Source organism: Microbacterium nymphoidis, assembly GCF_021044885.1.
GTDB lineage: Bacteria > Actinomycetota > Actinomycetes > Actinomycetales > Microbacteriaceae > Microbacterium > Microbacterium nymphoidis.
Genome location: NZ_JAJNOD010000001.1, coordinates 590053 through 605515, shown reverse-complemented (window position 1 = coordinate 605515; position 15463 = coordinate 590053). Strand labels below are relative to the sequence as shown.

Genomic DNA, 15463 nt, shown 5'->3' with positions numbered 1-15463 from the left:
CCCACGGTAGCGTGCCGGCATGGACGCGATTCTGGTACCGGGCCTCTGGCTCGACGAACGCTCGTGGGACCCGGTGGTCCCCGCTCTACAGGAAGCAGGTCTCGCCCCGCGACCGCTCACCATGCCCGGCACCGGTCAGCCCGCCGAGGAAGTCGCGGACATCGGGATCGATGATTGGGTCGCCACCGTCGTCGCCGCGATCGACGCCGCTGATCAGCCCGTTGTTCTGGTGGGTCACTCCGGCGGCGGCAACGTCGTGTGGGGTGCGGCCGACCGGCGCCCCGAGCGCGTCGCACGGGTGGTCTTCGTGGATACGGTCCCTCCGGCGCCGGAGCGTGGAATCAGCGAGTTCGCGGTTGTGGACGGCCTGATTCCCTTCCCGGGCTGGGACTTCTTCCCTGAAGAGGACGTCTACGACCTCACACCCGAGCACCGCGCGGCCGCTTCCGGCCTCGTGGGCTCCATTCCGCCGCGGGTGCCCACCGACCCGCTGGCGCTGACCGACGACAGGCGACACCGGATTCCGGTCACCCTGCTGATGGGCTCGCTGGACGAAGGGATGCTGGAGGGCATGCTCGCCGAGTGGGGAGCGTACGCCGATGAGTACACCGCGATCGACGATCGCACCGTGGTCAAGCTGGGCACGGCGCACTGGCCGCAGTTCTCCGCCCCGGAGCGCCTCAGCGCGGCGCTCGTCGCCGCGATCCGCGCGTAATCACCCCAGACGCCTCACGGCAGGCGACGCCCCCACGGCAAACGACGAAGGGCCCGACCGGATGGTCGGGCCCTTCGTCGCGGCGATTACTTGCCGAAGTTCTTGAAGCGCTGGTTGAACTTCTCGACGCGACCGGCCGAGTCCATGATGCGCTGCTTGCCCGTGTAGAACGGGTGCGAAGCCGACGAGATTTCCACGTCGATGACCGGGTACTCGACACCGTCGAGCTCGATCGTCTTGTCCGAGGACACGGTCGAACGGGTGAGGAAGGTCTCGCCCGAACCCAGGTCGCGGAAAACGACGGGCTTGTAGTCGGGGTGGATGTCAGTCTTCATTGGATTCCTTGCGGGATGGGATGTGTGCGGAAGAAAAGTCTGTGGCGACGAGCGCCAAAGATCGAGTCTATCAGACTCAGGGCTCAGCTTGCCCGAGCGGCGTAGCGCCCCTCAGAGGACGTGAGCCGGATCGGCAGGCCGAATGTCTCACTGAGGTTGGCCTCGGTGAGGACCTCCGTGATGGGCCCCTGCGCCACGGCACGGCCATCGCGCAGTAGCAGGGCGTGGGTGAAGCCGACGGGGATCTCCTCGACGTGATGGGTGACCATCACCATCGCGGGAGTCATCGGCTCCTGGGCGTAACGAGACAGCAGCGCGAGAAGCTCCTCACGAGCCCCGAGGTCGAGGCTGGCGGTGGGCTCATCGAGCAGCAGCATCTCCGGATCCGTCATGGCCGCGCGAGCGATCTGGACGCGCTTCTGCTCGCCGTCGCTCAGCGTGCCGAAAGCGCGGTCGGCCAGAGCCGACAGCTTCCAGTCGGCCAGCACCTCCTCGGCACGGTCCGTGTCCATGCCGTCATACTGCTCGTTCCAGCGTCCGAGTACCGAGTACGCGGCCGTCATCACGACGTTGCGGACCGTCTCGTCACCGGGGATCCGCCGCGCCATCGCCGTGGAAGCGAAGCCGACGCGAGGACGGATCTCGAACACGTCCGAACGCCCGAGGGTCTCCCCCAGCACGTCCACCTCACCGGTGGTGGGGTGATCGATGGTGGCGGCCATGCGCAGGATGGTCGTCTTGCCGGCGCCGTTCGGGCCGAGCACCACCCAGCGCTCATCCTCTTCGACGGACCAGTCGAAAGCGTCGACGATGTGACGACCATTGCGACGCACGACGACGTCACGGAATTCGAGAACGCGGGACATGCTGTCAGCCTATCGGCTGGCGGCGATGACCTCCGCGTACAGCGCCCGCGTTTCGGCGGCGATCTGCGCCCAGCTGAAGCTCTCGGTCGCGCGCTTGCGCCCGGCCTCGCCGTAGGCGCGGGCGGTGTCGGGGTCTGACACGACCTCTGTCAGCACGCGCGCGAGGTCCGCCACGTAGCGTTCCGGATCCACCGGCGTGCCCGTGCCGTCCTGCACCTGCTCGATCGGCACCAGCCTCCCGGTCACGCCGTCGACGACGACCTCCGGGATTCCGCCGGTCGCGGCCCCGACCACCGCCGCCCCACAAGCCATCGCCTCCAGGTTGACGATGCCGAGGGGTTCGTACACGGACGGGCACACGAAGGTGGTGGCACTGGTCAGAATCGCGCACAACTCGTCACGTGGAAGCATGTCCTCGATCCACACCACGCCTTCACGCGTCTCGCGGAGACCAGCGACAAGTTCGCGCACCTCGTCCATGATCTCCGGCGTGTCCGGAGCCCCGGCGCACAGCACCACCTGGACGTCTTCCGGCAGCTGGGCCACGGCGCGCAGCAGATACGGCAGGCCCTTCTGACGGGTGATGCGACCCACGAAGACGACGGACGGGCGGGACGGGTCGATCCCGTACCGCGCGAGGACGGCGGCATCGTCGACGGGGCGCCAGGCGTCCACGTCGATGCCGTTGTAGATGACCCGGACCTTGGCCGGATCCAGCGCCGGGTAGGAGCGCAGGATGTCCTGGCGCATGCCTTCGCTTACGGCGATGACCGCGGCCGCACCTTCCATCGCGGTCTTCTCGATGTAGCTGGACACCGCATACCCGCCGCCGAGCTGCTCGGCCTTCCACGGGCGCAGCGGCTCGAGGCTGTGCGCGGTGGTGACGTGCGGGATGCCGTGCAGGAGCCCGGCGATGTGACCCGCGAAGCCCGCGTACCAGGTGTGGGAATGCACCACATCCGCGCCGGCGACGCCACCCACGATCTCGAGGTCAACGCCGAGTGTCTGGATCGCGGCGTTCGCGTCTGCGAGTTCCACCGGCGTGTCGTACGAGGTGGTGTCGGGCTCTGTCCGCGGCGCGCCGAACGCCCGCACCTGGACCTCGGTTCCGCCCTCTCGCAGCGATTTCACCAGCTCGGTGGCATGTACCCCCGCGCCTCCGTAAATGGCGGGCGGGTACTCCTTCGTCACAATGTCGACGCGCATGGGAGGAACGCTAGTACAGACCGGCCCCAACCCCTAGGTTGGTGTCATGCCAGCAGCTCCAAAGGTATTGGGAATCGTCCTCGCCGGTGGTGAAGGGAAGCGGCTGATGCCGCTCACCGCCGATCGGGCGAAGCCCGCGGTGCCGTTCGGCGGTCAATACCGCCTGATCGACTTCGCCATCTCCAACCTCATCAACTCCGGCCTGCGCCAGATCGTCGTGCTGACGCAGTACAAGTCGCATAGTCTCGATCGCCACATCTCCCAGACGTGGCGGATGTCGGCGCTGCTGAACTCGTACGTCGCGTCCGTGCCCGCTCAGCAGCGTCTCGGGAAACGGTGGTTCACCGGGTCCGCCGACGCCATCCTGCAGAGCCTGAACCTCATCAACGACGAGAAGCCGGACATCGTCGTCGTGATCGGCGCTGATCACGTCTACCGCATGGACTTCCGGCAGATGCTCGATGCTCATATCGCATCGGGAGCGCGAGCCACCGTGGCCGGCATCCGCCAGCCCATCGCGCTGGCCAATCAGTTCGGTGTGATCGACGTCGAGCCCGAGCAGAACGACCGCATCCGCGAGTTCCTGGAGAAGCCCAACGACGCTGTCGGGCTCGCAGACTCGCCGGGTGAGGTGCTCGCCTCGATGGGCAACTACATCTTCGATGCCGATGCGCTCGTCGAAGCAGTCGAGGCCGATGGCGAGGACACCACCTCAGGCCACGACATGGGCGGCGACATCATTCCCTACTTCGTCAACCGCGGCGAAGCCGGCGTCTACGACATGGTGCGCAACGAGGTGCCGGGATCCACACCGCGCGATCGGTGGTACTGGCGCGATGTGGGTACCATCGACTCCTTCTTCGATGCTCACATGGACCTCATCGCCACGCTGCCCATCTTCAACCTGTACAACACCGAGTGGCCCATCTATGCGCAGGCCCTGAACTCCCCGCCCGCGAAGTTCGTGCGCGACGGCGTCGGCCGGATCGGCAACGCCATCGACTCGATCGTCTCGCTGGGGTCCGTGCTGTCGGGAACGCACCTGGAACGCAGCGTGGTCGGGCCGTGGACGCTCGCCGGAGGCGGGTCCACGATCACCGACTCCGTGCTGTTCGACCGGGTGGAGGTGGGGCTGGGCGCGCGGGTGAACCGCGCGATCCTGGACAAGAACGTCGTGCTGGAAGACGGCGCCACGGTCGGTGTTGATCGGGAGCGGGATCTGGCCCGGGGCTTCACCGTGACCGACAGCGGGCTCACCGTGGTCGGCAAGGGCGTTCGCGTCACGCGCTGACGCACGCCAGGGCGGGGAGAGCGCGGAGCGCTCTGCCCGCCCTTCGTCGTTCACGGGCCGTCATGCAGCCGTCGCCCTCCCACCGGTGCCGATAGGCTCGCCCTATGCCGCGTGTTCTGGTCGTCCTCGATGCCGATTCCACTCTCATCCGCAACGAGGTGATCGAGCTCATCGCAGACGAAGCCGGCCGTGGCGCCGAGGTCGCCGCTGCCACGGAGGCGGCCATGCGCGGCGAGGTGGACTTCGCCGCCAGCCTGCGCTCGCGCGTTCAGCAGCTCGCGGGCGTCCCGGTCGCGGCGTTCGAGCGTGTGCTGGCCCGTATCGAGCCCACGCCCGGCGTGCGGGAGCTGATCGGTGCGGTGCACGAGCGTGGCGGTGTCGTCGGGGTGGTCTCCGGCGGGTTCCACGAGATCCTCGACCATGTCGCCCCGGCGCTCGGTGTGGACGTCTGGCGTGCGAACCGTTTGGTGGCCCACGACAACACCCTCACCGGCGAGGTGGACGGCCCTATCGTCGATGCGCAGGCGAAGGCGGACGGACTGCGCGCGTGGGCGGCCGAGTACGGCTGCGACCTCACCATCGCGATCGGAGACGGGGCGAACGATCTGCTCATGATGGCGGCTGCGGACCTCGGCCTCGCCTTCAACGCGAAGCCGCGCGTGCGCGCGGAGGCGGACCTCGTCATCGGCCCGGCATCGCTCGCCGAAGTGATTCCGCTCCTGCCCTGACCTCTTCATAGCGCGCAGATGGCTCCAGAACACCCGGTTCTGGAGCCATCTGCGCGCTATGACGGGAGTCAGTGCCCCATGCCGAGCCCGCCGTCGACGGGGATGACGGCACCGGAGATGTAGGCCGCGTCGTCCGAGGCCAGCCACGTCACCACACCCGCCACCTCGTCCGCGGCGGCGAACCGGCCGGCCGGGATGCTGCGCTTGTACTCCGCCTGCGTCTCCTCGGGAAGAGCAGCGGTCATGTCGGTCTCGATGAAGCCCGGCGCCACGACGTTGGCGGTGATGTTGCGGGCGCCGAGTTCCCGCGTCAGGGAACGGGCGAAGCCCACCAACGCGCTCTTGGACGCGGCGTAGTTGATCTGCCCGGCGGAGCCGTATAGGCCCACGACCGAGGAGATGAGGATCACGCGACCGTACTTGCGGCGGAGCATGTTCTTCGACGCGCGCTTGACCACGCGGAACGTGCCGCCGAGGTTGGTGCTCACAACGGAGTCGAAGTCATCCTCGCTCATGCGCAGCAGCAGCGTGTCCTTCGTGATCCCCGCATTGGCCACCAGGACATCGATCGGGCCCAGCTTGTCCTCGACCTCGGTGAACGCGGCGTCGACGGCGGCCGCATCGGTGACGTCGGCACGGACTGTCAGCGTGCCCTCCGGTCCCTCCCCAGAGCGGGCGGTGACGGCAACCGCGTAGCCTTCACGCACGAAGCGCTCGGCGATGGCGCGCCCGATGCCCCGGTTTCCGCCGGTCACCAGAACGACGCGTGCGGGAGCGGAATCGGTGGTCATGGAGCCTCCAGAATCATAGGAACGGGCATCCAGCTTATCGGCGCTGGATTGACATCACCGCCCGCCCGGACCACGCTGGAATCCGGCGATCACGCCGCGAAAGGACTTCTCATGAGCACGCCCGACGGCACCAACCCCTACGAGCCGGCCGCACCCAGCGCGCCGACCGACCCCTACGCTGCCGCCGCAGCCACACCGACGGAGCCCTCGGGGGCTCCGTCGGACCCCTATGGCCAGGCCCCGGCGGCGGACCCGTACGCAGCTCCGGCTGACCCGTACGCCTCCCAGCCCTATGGCCAGGCGCCGGCGGCGGATCCGTACGCAGCCCCGGCGGATCCGTACGCTGCCCAGGCCCCGGCGGCCGATCCGTACGCGGCTCCGGCCTACACGGACCCGTCGGCCGGTCAGGGGTACACCGCACCGACCGCAGACCCTTACGGCCAGGCCCCCACCGGTGGTTACGGTGCACCGGCCGCAGACGCGTACGCCGCATACGGCCAGCCGGCCTACGCCGCACCGGCGTACGGCGCCGCACCCGCGTACGGCTACCCGGCCGCGCCCCAGAACAACACGATGGCGCTGGTCTCGATGATCGCCGGCATCGTCGGCTGGACCGTGGTGCCCTTCCTGGGCTCGATCGTCGCCGTGATCTGCGGTCACATCGCGCGCAAGCAGATCGCTCAGACCCGCGAGGGCGGCTCCGGCATGGCGACCGCCGGTCTCATCATGGGCTACATCGCGATCGGCCTGTGGGCGGTTGTCGCCATCTTCGGCATCATCGCCCTCGTGATCGGGATCGCAGCCGCCAGCTCCTACAGCGGCTATTGATCCGCGCCTACGCCGCCGGTCTGCGATCGGCGGCGTAGGCTGGAGGGGCCGTGAACAAGAACCGCCTCTCCCCCTCCGCGACCTCGCTCCCGCGCTCCCCTCAGGATGAGGCGGCGTCGCGGCTGAAGCGCTATGCCGTGACGATGGGCATTCGCATCGCCTGCTTCCTGCTCATGGTGCTCATCCAGCCCTACGGCTGGTGGACGTGGGTGCTCGCCGCAGGAGCGATCTTCCTGCCCTACATCGCCGTGGTCCGGGCCAACGCCGGCGAGGAGAGCGACGCGCGCACCATCGAGTCCCCCGAGCTGTCTCTGGACGCACCCGCCGAGAAGGCCGCAGAGAGCGACACCACGCCCACGGTCATCCGGCTCACGGAAACGCGTCCCGGCAGTGCTCCCGCCGCGGACAGCGACGACTCGGCAGGGACGGCGCCGAGGTGACGAATGCTCGGTGACATCCTCGGCTCACTCGCCGGCGCTCCGGACGCGGACACCTGTTCGCGAGCAGGCTGCTCGGCGGCAGCGAAACACCGCGTCGTCTGGCGGAACCCGCGGATCCACACCGCTGAACGTCAGAAGGTGTGGCTGGCCTGCGATGAGCATGTCGGATACCTGCGCGACTTCCTTGCGGCTCGTGACTTCCCGGTGCGTGTCGAGGCGCATGACAGCGTGAGGACCGAGCCCCATCCGCCGACCGATGTGAGCGAGTCCGACTGATGCCCAAGAACACCGTCGCCCGTTGGAGCATCTACATCGCGATCGCCATAGTGTTCGCCATCGTCTGCGCGTTCCTGTCCCACTGGCAGTTCGATCGCAACGAGCAGCGCTCGCGCGCGAATCTTCTGATCGAGACCAACTACGACGCCGCGCCCGTGCCGCTTGCGGACCGTCTCCCGAGCGGCGAGGAGTTCGATCCCGCCGACGAGTGGGCACCCGTGCTGCTGACTGGCGAATACCTCACGGACGACACGGTACTGGCCCGCAACCGCCCGCTCGGCGGCACCAGCGCTTTCGAGGTGCTCGTCCCGTTCGCCACCGACGACGGACGGATCATCGTCGTGGATCGTGGCTGGATCCCGCCGGCGGAGGACTCCTCCCCCAGCGCGATCCCGGCGCCCCCGGCCGGCACGGTCACCGTCACCGTCCGCCTGCGTCCCGGCGAGATGCTGCCGCCCTCCGGGCGCGGCGCTCCCGAAGGCCAGGTCCCCACGATCAACCTGCCCGCGGTGGCGGAGGTGAGCGGGCTCGACGTCGAGACCTCGGTCTACGGACTGATGGCGGATGAGAATCCCGGCGTTGCTGAGCGCCCCCATGCACTCGAGAAGCCCACCGAGGATCCCGGTCCCCATCTCAGCTACGCGATCCAGTGGATCCTGTTCGCCATCATGGGGTTCGTCTTCATCTTCTACATGATCCGCACCGAGGTGCGCCATCGCCGCGAGGACGCGGAGGATGCCGCAGCGCTGGCGGAGGGGCGTGCCCCCGTGAAGCGACAGCAGAAGAAGCGGCGCGACCGCGATGCCGAAGAAGAGGACGCGATCCTCTCCACCTGAGCTGCAGTCCCGCCTCATGAGCACGCCCCCGGTCGAGGACCGGCGGGGCGTTGCCTCCGCGATCAGGCGAGCTCGATGAGGTCCTGATACTCCTGGTTCCAGATGTCCTCGACGCCGTCGGGAAGGATCAGCACGCGCTCCGGATTGAGGGCGGCCACCGCGCCGGGATCGTGCGAGACCAGCACGACCGCGCCCTCGTAGTGTGCCAGTGCTCCGAGGATCTCCTCGCGAGAAGCGGGATCGAGGTTGTTGGTGGGCTCATCCAGCAGCAGGAGGTTCGCACTGGAGACCACGAGGGTGGCCAGCGACAGTCGCGTCTTCTCTCCACCGGAGAGCACTCCGGCGGGCTTGAGGACGTCGTCACCCGTGAACAGGAACGATCCGAGCACCTTGCGCGCCTCGGTGGCGTTGATATCGGGCGCGGCCGACATCATGTTCTCCAGTACCGAGCGGTTGACATCGAGGTTCTCGTGCTCCTGCGCGTAATAACCCACCTTCAGCCCGTGGCCGGGCTCGATGGCACCGGTGTCGGACTTGTCGACGCCCGCCAGGATCCGCAGCAGCGTGGTCTTGCCCGCACCGTTCAGCCCGAGCACCACCACCTTCGAACCGCGGTCGATCGCCAGATCCACATCGGTGAAGATCTCGAGAGATCCGTAGGACTTCGACAGGCCGTTTGCCATGAGCGGGGTCTTGCCGCAGGCCGCCGGCTTCGGGAAGCGCAGCTTCGCCACGCGATCCTCCTGACGGACCTCCTCGAGACCGGACAGCAACTTCTCCGCGCGAGCAATCATCTGGTGCGCCGCGGCGGCCTTGGAGGCCTTCGCGCCGAACTTGGCCGCCTGCAGCTGCAACTGCGTCGCCTTCTTCTCGGCGTTGACGCGCTCCTTCTTGCGCCGCTCCTCATCGGCGGCGCGCTGGCGAAGATAGTTCTTCCAGTTCATGTTGTAGACGTCGATCACCTGGCGGTTGGCGTCCAGGTAGAACACCCGGTTCACCGTCTCGCCCACGAGTTCGATGTCGTGGGAAATGACGATCAGGCCGCCCTTGTAGTTCTTCAGGAACTCGCGCAGCCACACCACACTGTCCGCGTCGAGGTGGTTGGTGGGCTCGTCGAGGATCATCGAGTCCGCGTCGGAGAACAGGATGCGGGCGAGCTCGATACGACGCCGCTGACCACCGGAAAGCGTGCTCAGCGGCTGGTCGAGGATGCGGTCCGGAAGGGAAAGGTTGTGAGCGATGGAGGCGGCCTCCGCCTCGGCGGCATATCCTCCCAGCGATTCGAAGCGCTCGGTGAGGTTGCCATACTTGCGCATGGCCTTCTCCGCCACGGCGGCATCCTCCGACGCCATCGCGAGCGTGGCCTCCTTCATCCCCAGCGCGAGGGTTCCGAGCCCACGGGCATCGAGAATGCGGGTACGCGCGAGCATCGACGGGTCACCGGTGCGCGGGTCCTGCGGCAGGTAGCCGAGCTCGCCGCTGCGCGTCACGTTGCCGTCGGCAGGCAGCAGATCACCGGCGAGCACCTTCGTCAGCGTGGTCTTGCCGGCACCGTTTCGCCCGACCAGCCCCACCTTGTCTCCCGGGCTGACACGGAAGGAGACGCCCTCCATCAGCACGCGTGCGCCGACGCGGATCTCGAGGTTCTGCACGGCGAGCACGACGAAGCTCCTTCTGTGAGGGGATGCGGCCGATTGGCCAGCCTCCTACTCTATCGCCTCCGGCTGCACCCGGCCTCCGCGTCCATACTCCGGACAGGGTCAGAGCCCCCGCGCGCTGAGGCTGTCCGCCATCGTGTCGGCGTGCCGCAGCGCGACGACCAGGAGCGGAAGGACGAACCGAAGGCCCGGCCGCAGGCCACGCATGCGCTGGACCTCCCGGATCGTGCGCGCGCGACGCAACAACACGGGGACGGTGGTGATGGTCAGGGACAGCACGAGCGCGACGCGCTCCGGGTCCACCCCGAGCCTGCGCCACGGCCCGAGCACGGCGCGGATGACCGCCATCATCTCCCCCGCAGACACGGCCGCCCCCACGACCGCCGCTACTGCGAGCAGACCGACGACGCGCGCCGCCGCGACCACCGCCGCTTCGATGCCCGAGAACACCCCGACGGTGACCAGAACGAACACCGCCACCATCAGGAGCGACTTCAGCACACCCCGTAGCGGCAGCTGGTGACGAGGCGATCGCCACAACCAGCACAGCCCGGCCACGCCCGCCACCATCGCGAGGGTCGCGCCGGCCGCCGGCGGCGACAGCGAGACGAGGAGCGCCAGCAGGGCGAGTGCGGTGAGCAGGCACGCCGCACGTCGCTCTCCTGCCGCCCCTGTCACGACTCGTCCCGCTCGTACTTCGCCACGACATCCTCCGGAGGGCCACTGTCGACGAGCTCTCCGTGGTCGAAGCGAAGTGCGTGATCGCATCGACGAGCCAGCCCAAGGTCGTGCGTCACGAGCACCAGCTGCTCAGCCACCCGCGCCGCACCGCCTGCGGCACCGTCTGCCGCGTCGGAGTCGCCGAGCAGGAGAGCGCCCACGCGCCGCGAATTGCGCAGATCGAGCTGCGTGGTCGGTTCATCGGCGATCAGCACCTGTGGACGACGCACGGCGATGCCGGCGAGGGCCAGCAACTGCTTCTGACCACCAGAGAGCACGCTCACGGACCGATCGGCCTGGCCGACCAGCCCATACCGCTCCAGCGCCGTCTGGGCACTGCGCCCGCGCTCCACGCGGGACAGCCCCAGCGCACCGGCGGTGAGGGCGATGTCCTCCCGTGGTGTGGGCATCAGGATCTGCGCGTCCGGGTCGGAGAACACCATTCCGACCGTGCCACGCAGCCGGCGGGAGCGCACGTCGATCCCCATGACACTCGCGGATCCGCGCGACGGCTTCACCAGCCCCGCCAGAACACGCGCGAAGGTGGACTTACCCGATCCGTTCGCGCCGATCACGGCGACCCGAGGGTATGGGAGGGTGACCGTCACCCCGGTGAGCACGCGGGCGCCGTCCTCGCCGTCGACACCGAGGCCACGGACGTCGATCACGCGTTCGCCGGAACACCCGCGGCGACGTCCGGACGTGGCGAACGCAGAGGCACGAACGCGGCCGGGTATGCGCGCAGAAGCGCAGAGGCCACCGCCGTCGCGGCCGCGGCCTTGATGAGGTCGCCAGGGAGGAACGCGAGGCTCGTGAGCGCGGTCTGAGCTACCGGGACACCGGTGATCAGCGCCTGCAGGGGGATGCCGAGGGCGTAGACGCCGAGAATTCCTCCGACGACCGCACCGAGAGCGAATCGCCACCAGCTGCGCCGCCCCGAATGGGCGATGAGACCGGTGATCACGACACCGAACACCCAGCCGAGGAGGTACCCCACCGTCGGCCCGAAGAACACCCCGAGCCCGCCGCGGCCGCCCGACAGCACCGGCAGGCCGATGGCCGCGAGGAGGATCACGATGCCGACGGCGGCGGCGCCTCGTCGGGCACCCAGCACCAGGCCGGCGAGCATCACGCCCAGTGTCTGCGCGGTGATGGGCACGAGGCCGGGTACGGGGATCGGCCCGATGAGACCGAGCACAATGATGAGCGCGGCGAACACGGTGATGCGGGCGAGATCGCGGGTTTCGAATGGGGTGGACATACTGCCTCCTGAACGCTGTTCATTGAACGGTGTTCACTATAGTGATCACATGCCCTCCGAACGCAACTCGCGGGTGTCGCGCGTCGACCGCGACGCCATCGTTGCCACCGCACTGCGCATCCTGGACGACTTCGGCCTGGCCGACGTGTCGATGCGACGCCTCGCCAGCGAACTCGGCGTTCAGCCCAGCGCGCTCTACTGGCACGTCTCCAACAAGCAGGAGCTGCTCGCCGCCGTCGCCGATCAGATCGTGCCTCCGGCGCCCGTGCTGCTGGGCGAGGACCTCTCCGCTGCCTCGGTCGCCCGACGTCTGCGAAGCGCGTTGCTCACCCATCGCGACGGCGCCGAGGTCGTGCTGAGCACCTACGCACTCTCGCTCGGCACGAGCCCCGCAGCGGCCGCGCTGCAGGCCGCCCTCCGCCCCGCCGTAGCGGCAGAGCTGCGTCCGACGGTGGCAGCGGCGGTACTGCAGTTCGTGCTCGGCAACGCGTCGGTTCTTCAGCAGCGCCTTACCGCCGTGCGTTTCGGCGCGCTGAGCGGAGACGAGCAGGTGATGACCGCCGCTTCCGACGCGGAGTTCAGAGTGGGGCTGGACGCCCTGCTCGCCGGCGTGACCCGGCGAGCAGATCCGCCGACGGCCCGGTCCTGATACGGGATGCGGGATGCGCGATACCGAGTGACCGTCAGGACCGTGCGGCCTCGCGGTGAGACGGTCAGGACCGTGCGGCCTCGCGGTGAGACGGTCAGGACGGTGCGGTGAGACGGTCGGGACGGTGCGGTGAGACGGTCGGGACGGTGCGGTCTGACGGTCAGGACCGTGCGGTCGCGCGGTCCCGACCGTCAGGACCGTGCCGTCTCGCCGATGTGACCGTCAGGACCGAGCGACTTCGCGGACGTGACCGAGGCGCGTACCGGGGAGGAACGCGACGAGCGCGAGGATCATGGCGAACGCGAACACGGCGGGGAACCCACCGCCGAGCGCCACGATGAGACCGAACACCGCGATCGCCGATGCCGTGGTCAGAGAATCCGCGATCGTGAGGGACGAGGACACGAATCCCTGAGTCTGCGGCGTGGAGTAGGCCAGGCCCAGCACGCTCAGCCGGGGATACATGAAGCCCATTCCGGCACCCGCTGCGGTCCAGGCGACGATGATCAGCCACGCCGGCGCGGCGACGAGTGAGACCAGCGCCACGGCGCCGATCGATGCCGACAGAATCGTCAGGCCGATCATCGCGGTCCGGAGGTTACCCACCCGGTCTCCGAATCGCCCTTGCAGTTCTGAGCTCAGGGACCACAGGATCGCGCCTCCAGTGAGGCCGAGACCTGCAAGAGTCGGCGTGAAGCCGTAATCCTCGCGCAGGACGTATGGCACGTACACCTCCGCGCCGAGCATCGCTGCGGCGATCAGTCCGCGCATCGACACCACCGCGGGCAAACCCGGACGCGCACGCAGCGTGCCTCGCGGGATGAGCGGTCGCACCACGACGGCGATCAGTACGAGCAGTCCGATGGCGCTCACCAGGAGCACCGGGGCCGGAAGCTCCCAGTCCCCGAGCATGCTGAGTGCCGTCGCCGCCACAGCAACGACGACCGCCGCCGTGATGCGCCCCGCGATGCCGGCGTTGGATGCGAGCTCGGTCGGACCGCCGATCGTGTGCAGGCGCGCGAAGACCATGCCGAAGGCGAGTGCGGTGAGCACCGCGACACCGAGGAACACCCAGCGCCAGTGCAGCTGGTCGGCGACGAAACCTGCGAGGAACGGCCCGATGAGAGAGGGAACCACCCACGCGGCGGAGAAGGCTGCGAACACGCGACCGTGGAGTGCGCCCGGGTAGGCACGCGCCACCACCACATACAGCGCCACGGTCTCACCGCCACCGCCCAGACCCTGAACCAGTCGCCCCAGCACCAGTGTGGGCATCTCGGTTGCGACCCCCGCGATGAGCAGTCCCGCCACGAAGACGATCACCGAGGTCGCAACCGGCCACAGGGGCCGGGCACGGTCGCACCAGATGCCGACGACGATCATTCCGATCACGCTCGCCGCCATCGTTCCGGCGAAAGCCACCGAGTACAGCGAAGCGCCGTCGAGGTCCTCGCTCACGACGGGCATCACCGTCGTCACCGCGAGGGATTCGAAGGCGGCGAGGAAGATGAGCGCTACGGCTCCGGCCGTCGTCCAGACGTAGGTCGGCGACCAGATGGACGCCTGACGCTGCTCGCGGCTCACGCGAGCGAGCCGAGTCGCGCGAACGCGTCCTGCAAAATCTCGGGCGAGGTCGCGAAGTTCACGCGGATGAAGCCGCGGCCCTCGTCGCCGAACGTGGGTCCGGGGTTGACCGCGACCCGCGCGTTCTCCAGGATCCACTCCGCGGCGTCATCGGCCCAGCCCAGCGGACGCACGTCGATCCAGGCGAGATAGCCCGCATCCGGCACGAGATACCGCGCACCCGGAAGGTGCTGCTCGACGAGCGAGCCCACCAGCTCGCGGTTCAGATCCAGCCGCGCCCGCACGGCATCCAGCCACGCATCGCTCTCCGGAGCGTAGGCGGCGACCCCGGCGATGACGCCGAACCAGCCCGTCCGCCACTCGACTTCCACCGGAAGCTCGTCGACCACGCGCGTCGTACGGTCCGAAGCGGTCACCATGAGGGCGCATTTGAGACCGGCCAGGTTGTAGGCCTTGCTCGCGCTGGTGACGGTGAAGCCCACCTCCCGCGCATCCTCACTCGCGCTGAGGAAAGGCGTGAACGCCACACCCTCGCGCACCAGCGGTGCGTGGATCTCGTCGCTGATCACGACGGCGCCACGGGTCCGAGCGATCCGTGCGAGTTCGACCAGAGTGTCGCGATCGTGCACGGTGCCGGTGGGGTTGTGGGGGTTGCAGAGGAGCATCGCCCGTGCACCGGCGGCAAAGGCCGCGTCGATGCCGGCGAGATCCAGACTCCACCCGTCAGGACCGGAGAGAAGCGGGACGCGCACCACCTCGCCGCCGGCCTCCGGCACGGCGTCGTAAAACGGCGGGTAGACGGGCGGCGTGATGATCACGCCATCGCCGGGTGAGATCACCCCGCGCATGATCTCGACGAGACCCATCACCACATCTGCGGTGGTTCGGACGCGCGCCGGGTCCACCTCCCAGTCGTGACGTCGGGCCGAGAAGTCCGCGAAGGCAGCCTGCAGCGGATGAGCCGGCGGCGTGTAGCCCGTGTCGCCGAGCGCTACGGCCTGCGCCAGAGCCTCGGTGATCGCCGGAGCCAGAGGGAAATCAGACTCGGCCACGAAGAGCGGTAGCACGTCCGCGGGATACTTCGCCCACTTCGTGCTTCCTCGGCGCCGAAGCGTCTCGATCGGCAGAGCGTCGATCGGGTCCGTCATGTCAATTGTCCAATCCGAGCGCGTGGATGAGGGGTGCGGGAGAAGGTGACCGGCGCCGGTCGCGTGGCCTGGAGATCTCTCAGCCGCACCGGGGAACAGCGGCACCGCTCCTCGAATCTACTCCCCCGCGT

At 68.5% G+C, this 15463-nt stretch carries 18 protein-coding genes; 8 read left to right on the top strand and 10 right to left on the bottom strand.

What is annotated here, in order from left to right; all coding sequences use genetic code 11:
- Positions 1-19 precede the first annotated feature (19 nt).
- Positions 20-715: an alpha/beta fold hydrolase gene (locus LQ566_RS02925; RefSeq protein WP_231090076.1), complete on the top strand. Its 696-nt coding sequence runs from the start codon at positions 20-22 to the stop codon at positions 713-715.
- An 86-nt stretch (positions 716-801) separates the two neighbouring features.
- On the opposite strand, the gene LQ566_RS02920 is transcribed toward LQ566_RS02925, so the two are convergent.
- From LQ566_RS02920 to glgA, 3 genes are all read right to left on the bottom strand, one after another.
- The gene (locus LQ566_RS02920; RefSeq protein WP_231090074.1) at positions 802-1050 is read right to left on the bottom strand and encodes a type B 50S ribosomal protein L31; all 249 of its coding nucleotides are present in this window, start codon (positions 1048-1050) and stop codon (positions 802-804) included.
- Positions 1051-1133: 83 nt separating this feature from the next.
- Positions 1134-1916, bottom strand: coding sequence for an ABC transporter ATP-binding protein (locus LQ566_RS02915; protein WP_231090070.1), 783 nt, complete (start codon positions 1914-1916; stop codon positions 1134-1136).
- Between the two features lie 9 nt (positions 1917-1925).
- On the bottom strand, positions 1926-3122 hold the full coding sequence (gene glgA / locus LQ566_RS02910) for a glycogen synthase (RefSeq protein WP_231090069.1): 1197 nt from the start codon (positions 3120-3122) through the stop codon (positions 1926-1928).
- A 46-nt stretch (positions 3123-3168) separates the two neighbouring features.
- On the opposite strand from glgA, the gene LQ566_RS02905 reads away from it, so the two are divergent.
- The gene (locus LQ566_RS02905) at positions 3169-4413 is read left to right on the top strand and encodes a glucose-1-phosphate adenylyltransferase (protein WP_231090067.1); all 1245 of its coding nucleotides are present in this window, start codon (positions 3169-3171) and stop codon (positions 4411-4413) included.
- Between the two features lie 104 nt (positions 4414-4517).
- A complete protein-coding gene (gene serB, locus LQ566_RS02900) occupies positions 4518-5141 on the top strand; it encodes a phosphoserine phosphatase SerB (protein WP_231090066.1) in 624 nt (207 codons plus the stop codon).
- Positions 5142-5209: 68 nt separating this feature from the next.
- Here the strand turns inward: serB and fabG are convergent, their stop codons facing one another.
- Positions 5210-5932 (bottom strand): 3-oxoacyl-ACP reductase FabG, encoded by a 723-nt coding sequence (gene fabG / locus LQ566_RS02895; RefSeq protein WP_231090065.1) that lies wholly within the window; start codon positions 5930-5932, stop codon positions 5210-5212.
- Between the two features lie 111 nt (positions 5933-6043).
- On the opposite strand from fabG, the gene LQ566_RS02890 reads away from it, so the two are divergent.
- Genes LQ566_RS02890 through LQ566_RS02875 form a run of 4 tightly spaced genes read left to right on the top strand, consistent with a single transcriptional unit; the run spans position 6044 to position 8312 of the window.
- Positions 6044-6760, top strand: coding sequence for a DUF4190 domain-containing protein (locus LQ566_RS02890; RefSeq protein ID WP_231090060.1), 717 nt, complete (start codon positions 6044-6046; stop codon positions 6758-6760).
- Between the two features lie 50 nt (positions 6761-6810).
- Entirely contained in the window at positions 6811-7200 is a 390-nt protein-coding gene (locus LQ566_RS02885; RefSeq protein ID WP_231090058.1) for a DUF3099 domain-containing protein, read from the top strand.
- Between the two features lie 3 nt (positions 7201-7203).
- Positions 7204-7476 (top strand): hypothetical protein, encoded by a 273-nt coding sequence (locus LQ566_RS02880; RefSeq protein ID WP_231090056.1) that lies wholly within the window; start codon positions 7204-7206, stop codon positions 7474-7476.
- A complete protein-coding gene (locus tag LQ566_RS02875; RefSeq protein WP_231090055.1) occupies positions 7476-8312 on the top strand; it encodes an SURF1 family cytochrome oxidase biogenesis protein in 837 nt (278 codons plus the stop codon). Before LQ566_RS02880 ends, LQ566_RS02875 begins: the two co-directional genes overlap by 1 nt.
- 62 nt (positions 8313-8374) lie before the next feature.
- Here the strand turns inward: LQ566_RS02875 and LQ566_RS02870 are convergent, their stop codons facing one another.
- The 4 genes from LQ566_RS02870 to LQ566_RS02855 all read right to left on the bottom strand — a co-directional run bounded on the left by LQ566_RS02870 (position 8375) and on the right by LQ566_RS02855 (position 11951).
- Positions 8375-9973 carry an ABC-F family ATP-binding cassette domain-containing protein gene (locus LQ566_RS02870; RefSeq protein WP_231090050.1) on the bottom strand — a complete coding sequence of 533 codons (1599 nt, stop codon included), beginning with the start codon at positions 9971-9973 and terminating at the stop codon, positions 8375-8377.
- Positions 9974-10072: 99 nt separating this feature from the next.
- Positions 10073-10648 (bottom strand): energy-coupling factor transporter transmembrane component T, encoded by a 576-nt coding sequence (locus LQ566_RS02865; protein WP_231090048.1) that lies wholly within the window; start codon positions 10646-10648, stop codon positions 10073-10075.
- Positions 10645-11358 carry an energy-coupling factor ABC transporter ATP-binding protein gene (locus LQ566_RS02860; RefSeq protein WP_231090046.1) on the bottom strand — a complete coding sequence of 238 codons (714 nt, stop codon included), beginning with the start codon at positions 11356-11358 and terminating at the stop codon, positions 10645-10647. Before LQ566_RS02860 ends, LQ566_RS02865 begins: the two co-directional genes overlap by 4 nt.
- Positions 11355-11951 (bottom strand): biotin transporter BioY, encoded by a 597-nt coding sequence (locus LQ566_RS02855; RefSeq protein WP_231090045.1) that lies wholly within the window; start codon positions 11949-11951, stop codon positions 11355-11357. Before LQ566_RS02855 ends, LQ566_RS02860 begins: the two co-directional genes overlap by 4 nt.
- Before the next feature lie 49 nt (positions 11952-12000).
- Here LQ566_RS02855 and LQ566_RS02850 point away from each other — a divergent pair, with 49 nt between their 5' ends.
- Complete coding sequence (locus tag LQ566_RS02850) at positions 12001-12600, top strand: TetR family transcriptional regulator (protein ID WP_231090044.1); 600 nt, start codon at positions 12001-12003, stop codon at positions 12598-12600.
- A 222-nt stretch (positions 12601-12822) separates the two neighbouring features.
- Here the strand turns inward: LQ566_RS02850 and LQ566_RS02845 are convergent, their stop codons facing one another.
- Entirely contained in the window at positions 12823-14184 is a 1362-nt protein-coding gene (locus LQ566_RS02845) for an MFS transporter (protein WP_231090043.1), read from the bottom strand.
- Positions 14181-15332: a MalY/PatB family protein gene (locus tag LQ566_RS02840; protein ID WP_231090042.1), complete on the bottom strand. Its 1152-nt coding sequence runs from the start codon at positions 15330-15332 to the stop codon at positions 14181-14183. The genes LQ566_RS02845 and LQ566_RS02840 overlap by 4 nt, the downstream gene beginning before the upstream one ends.
- Between the last annotated feature and the right edge of the window lie 131 nt (positions 15333-15463).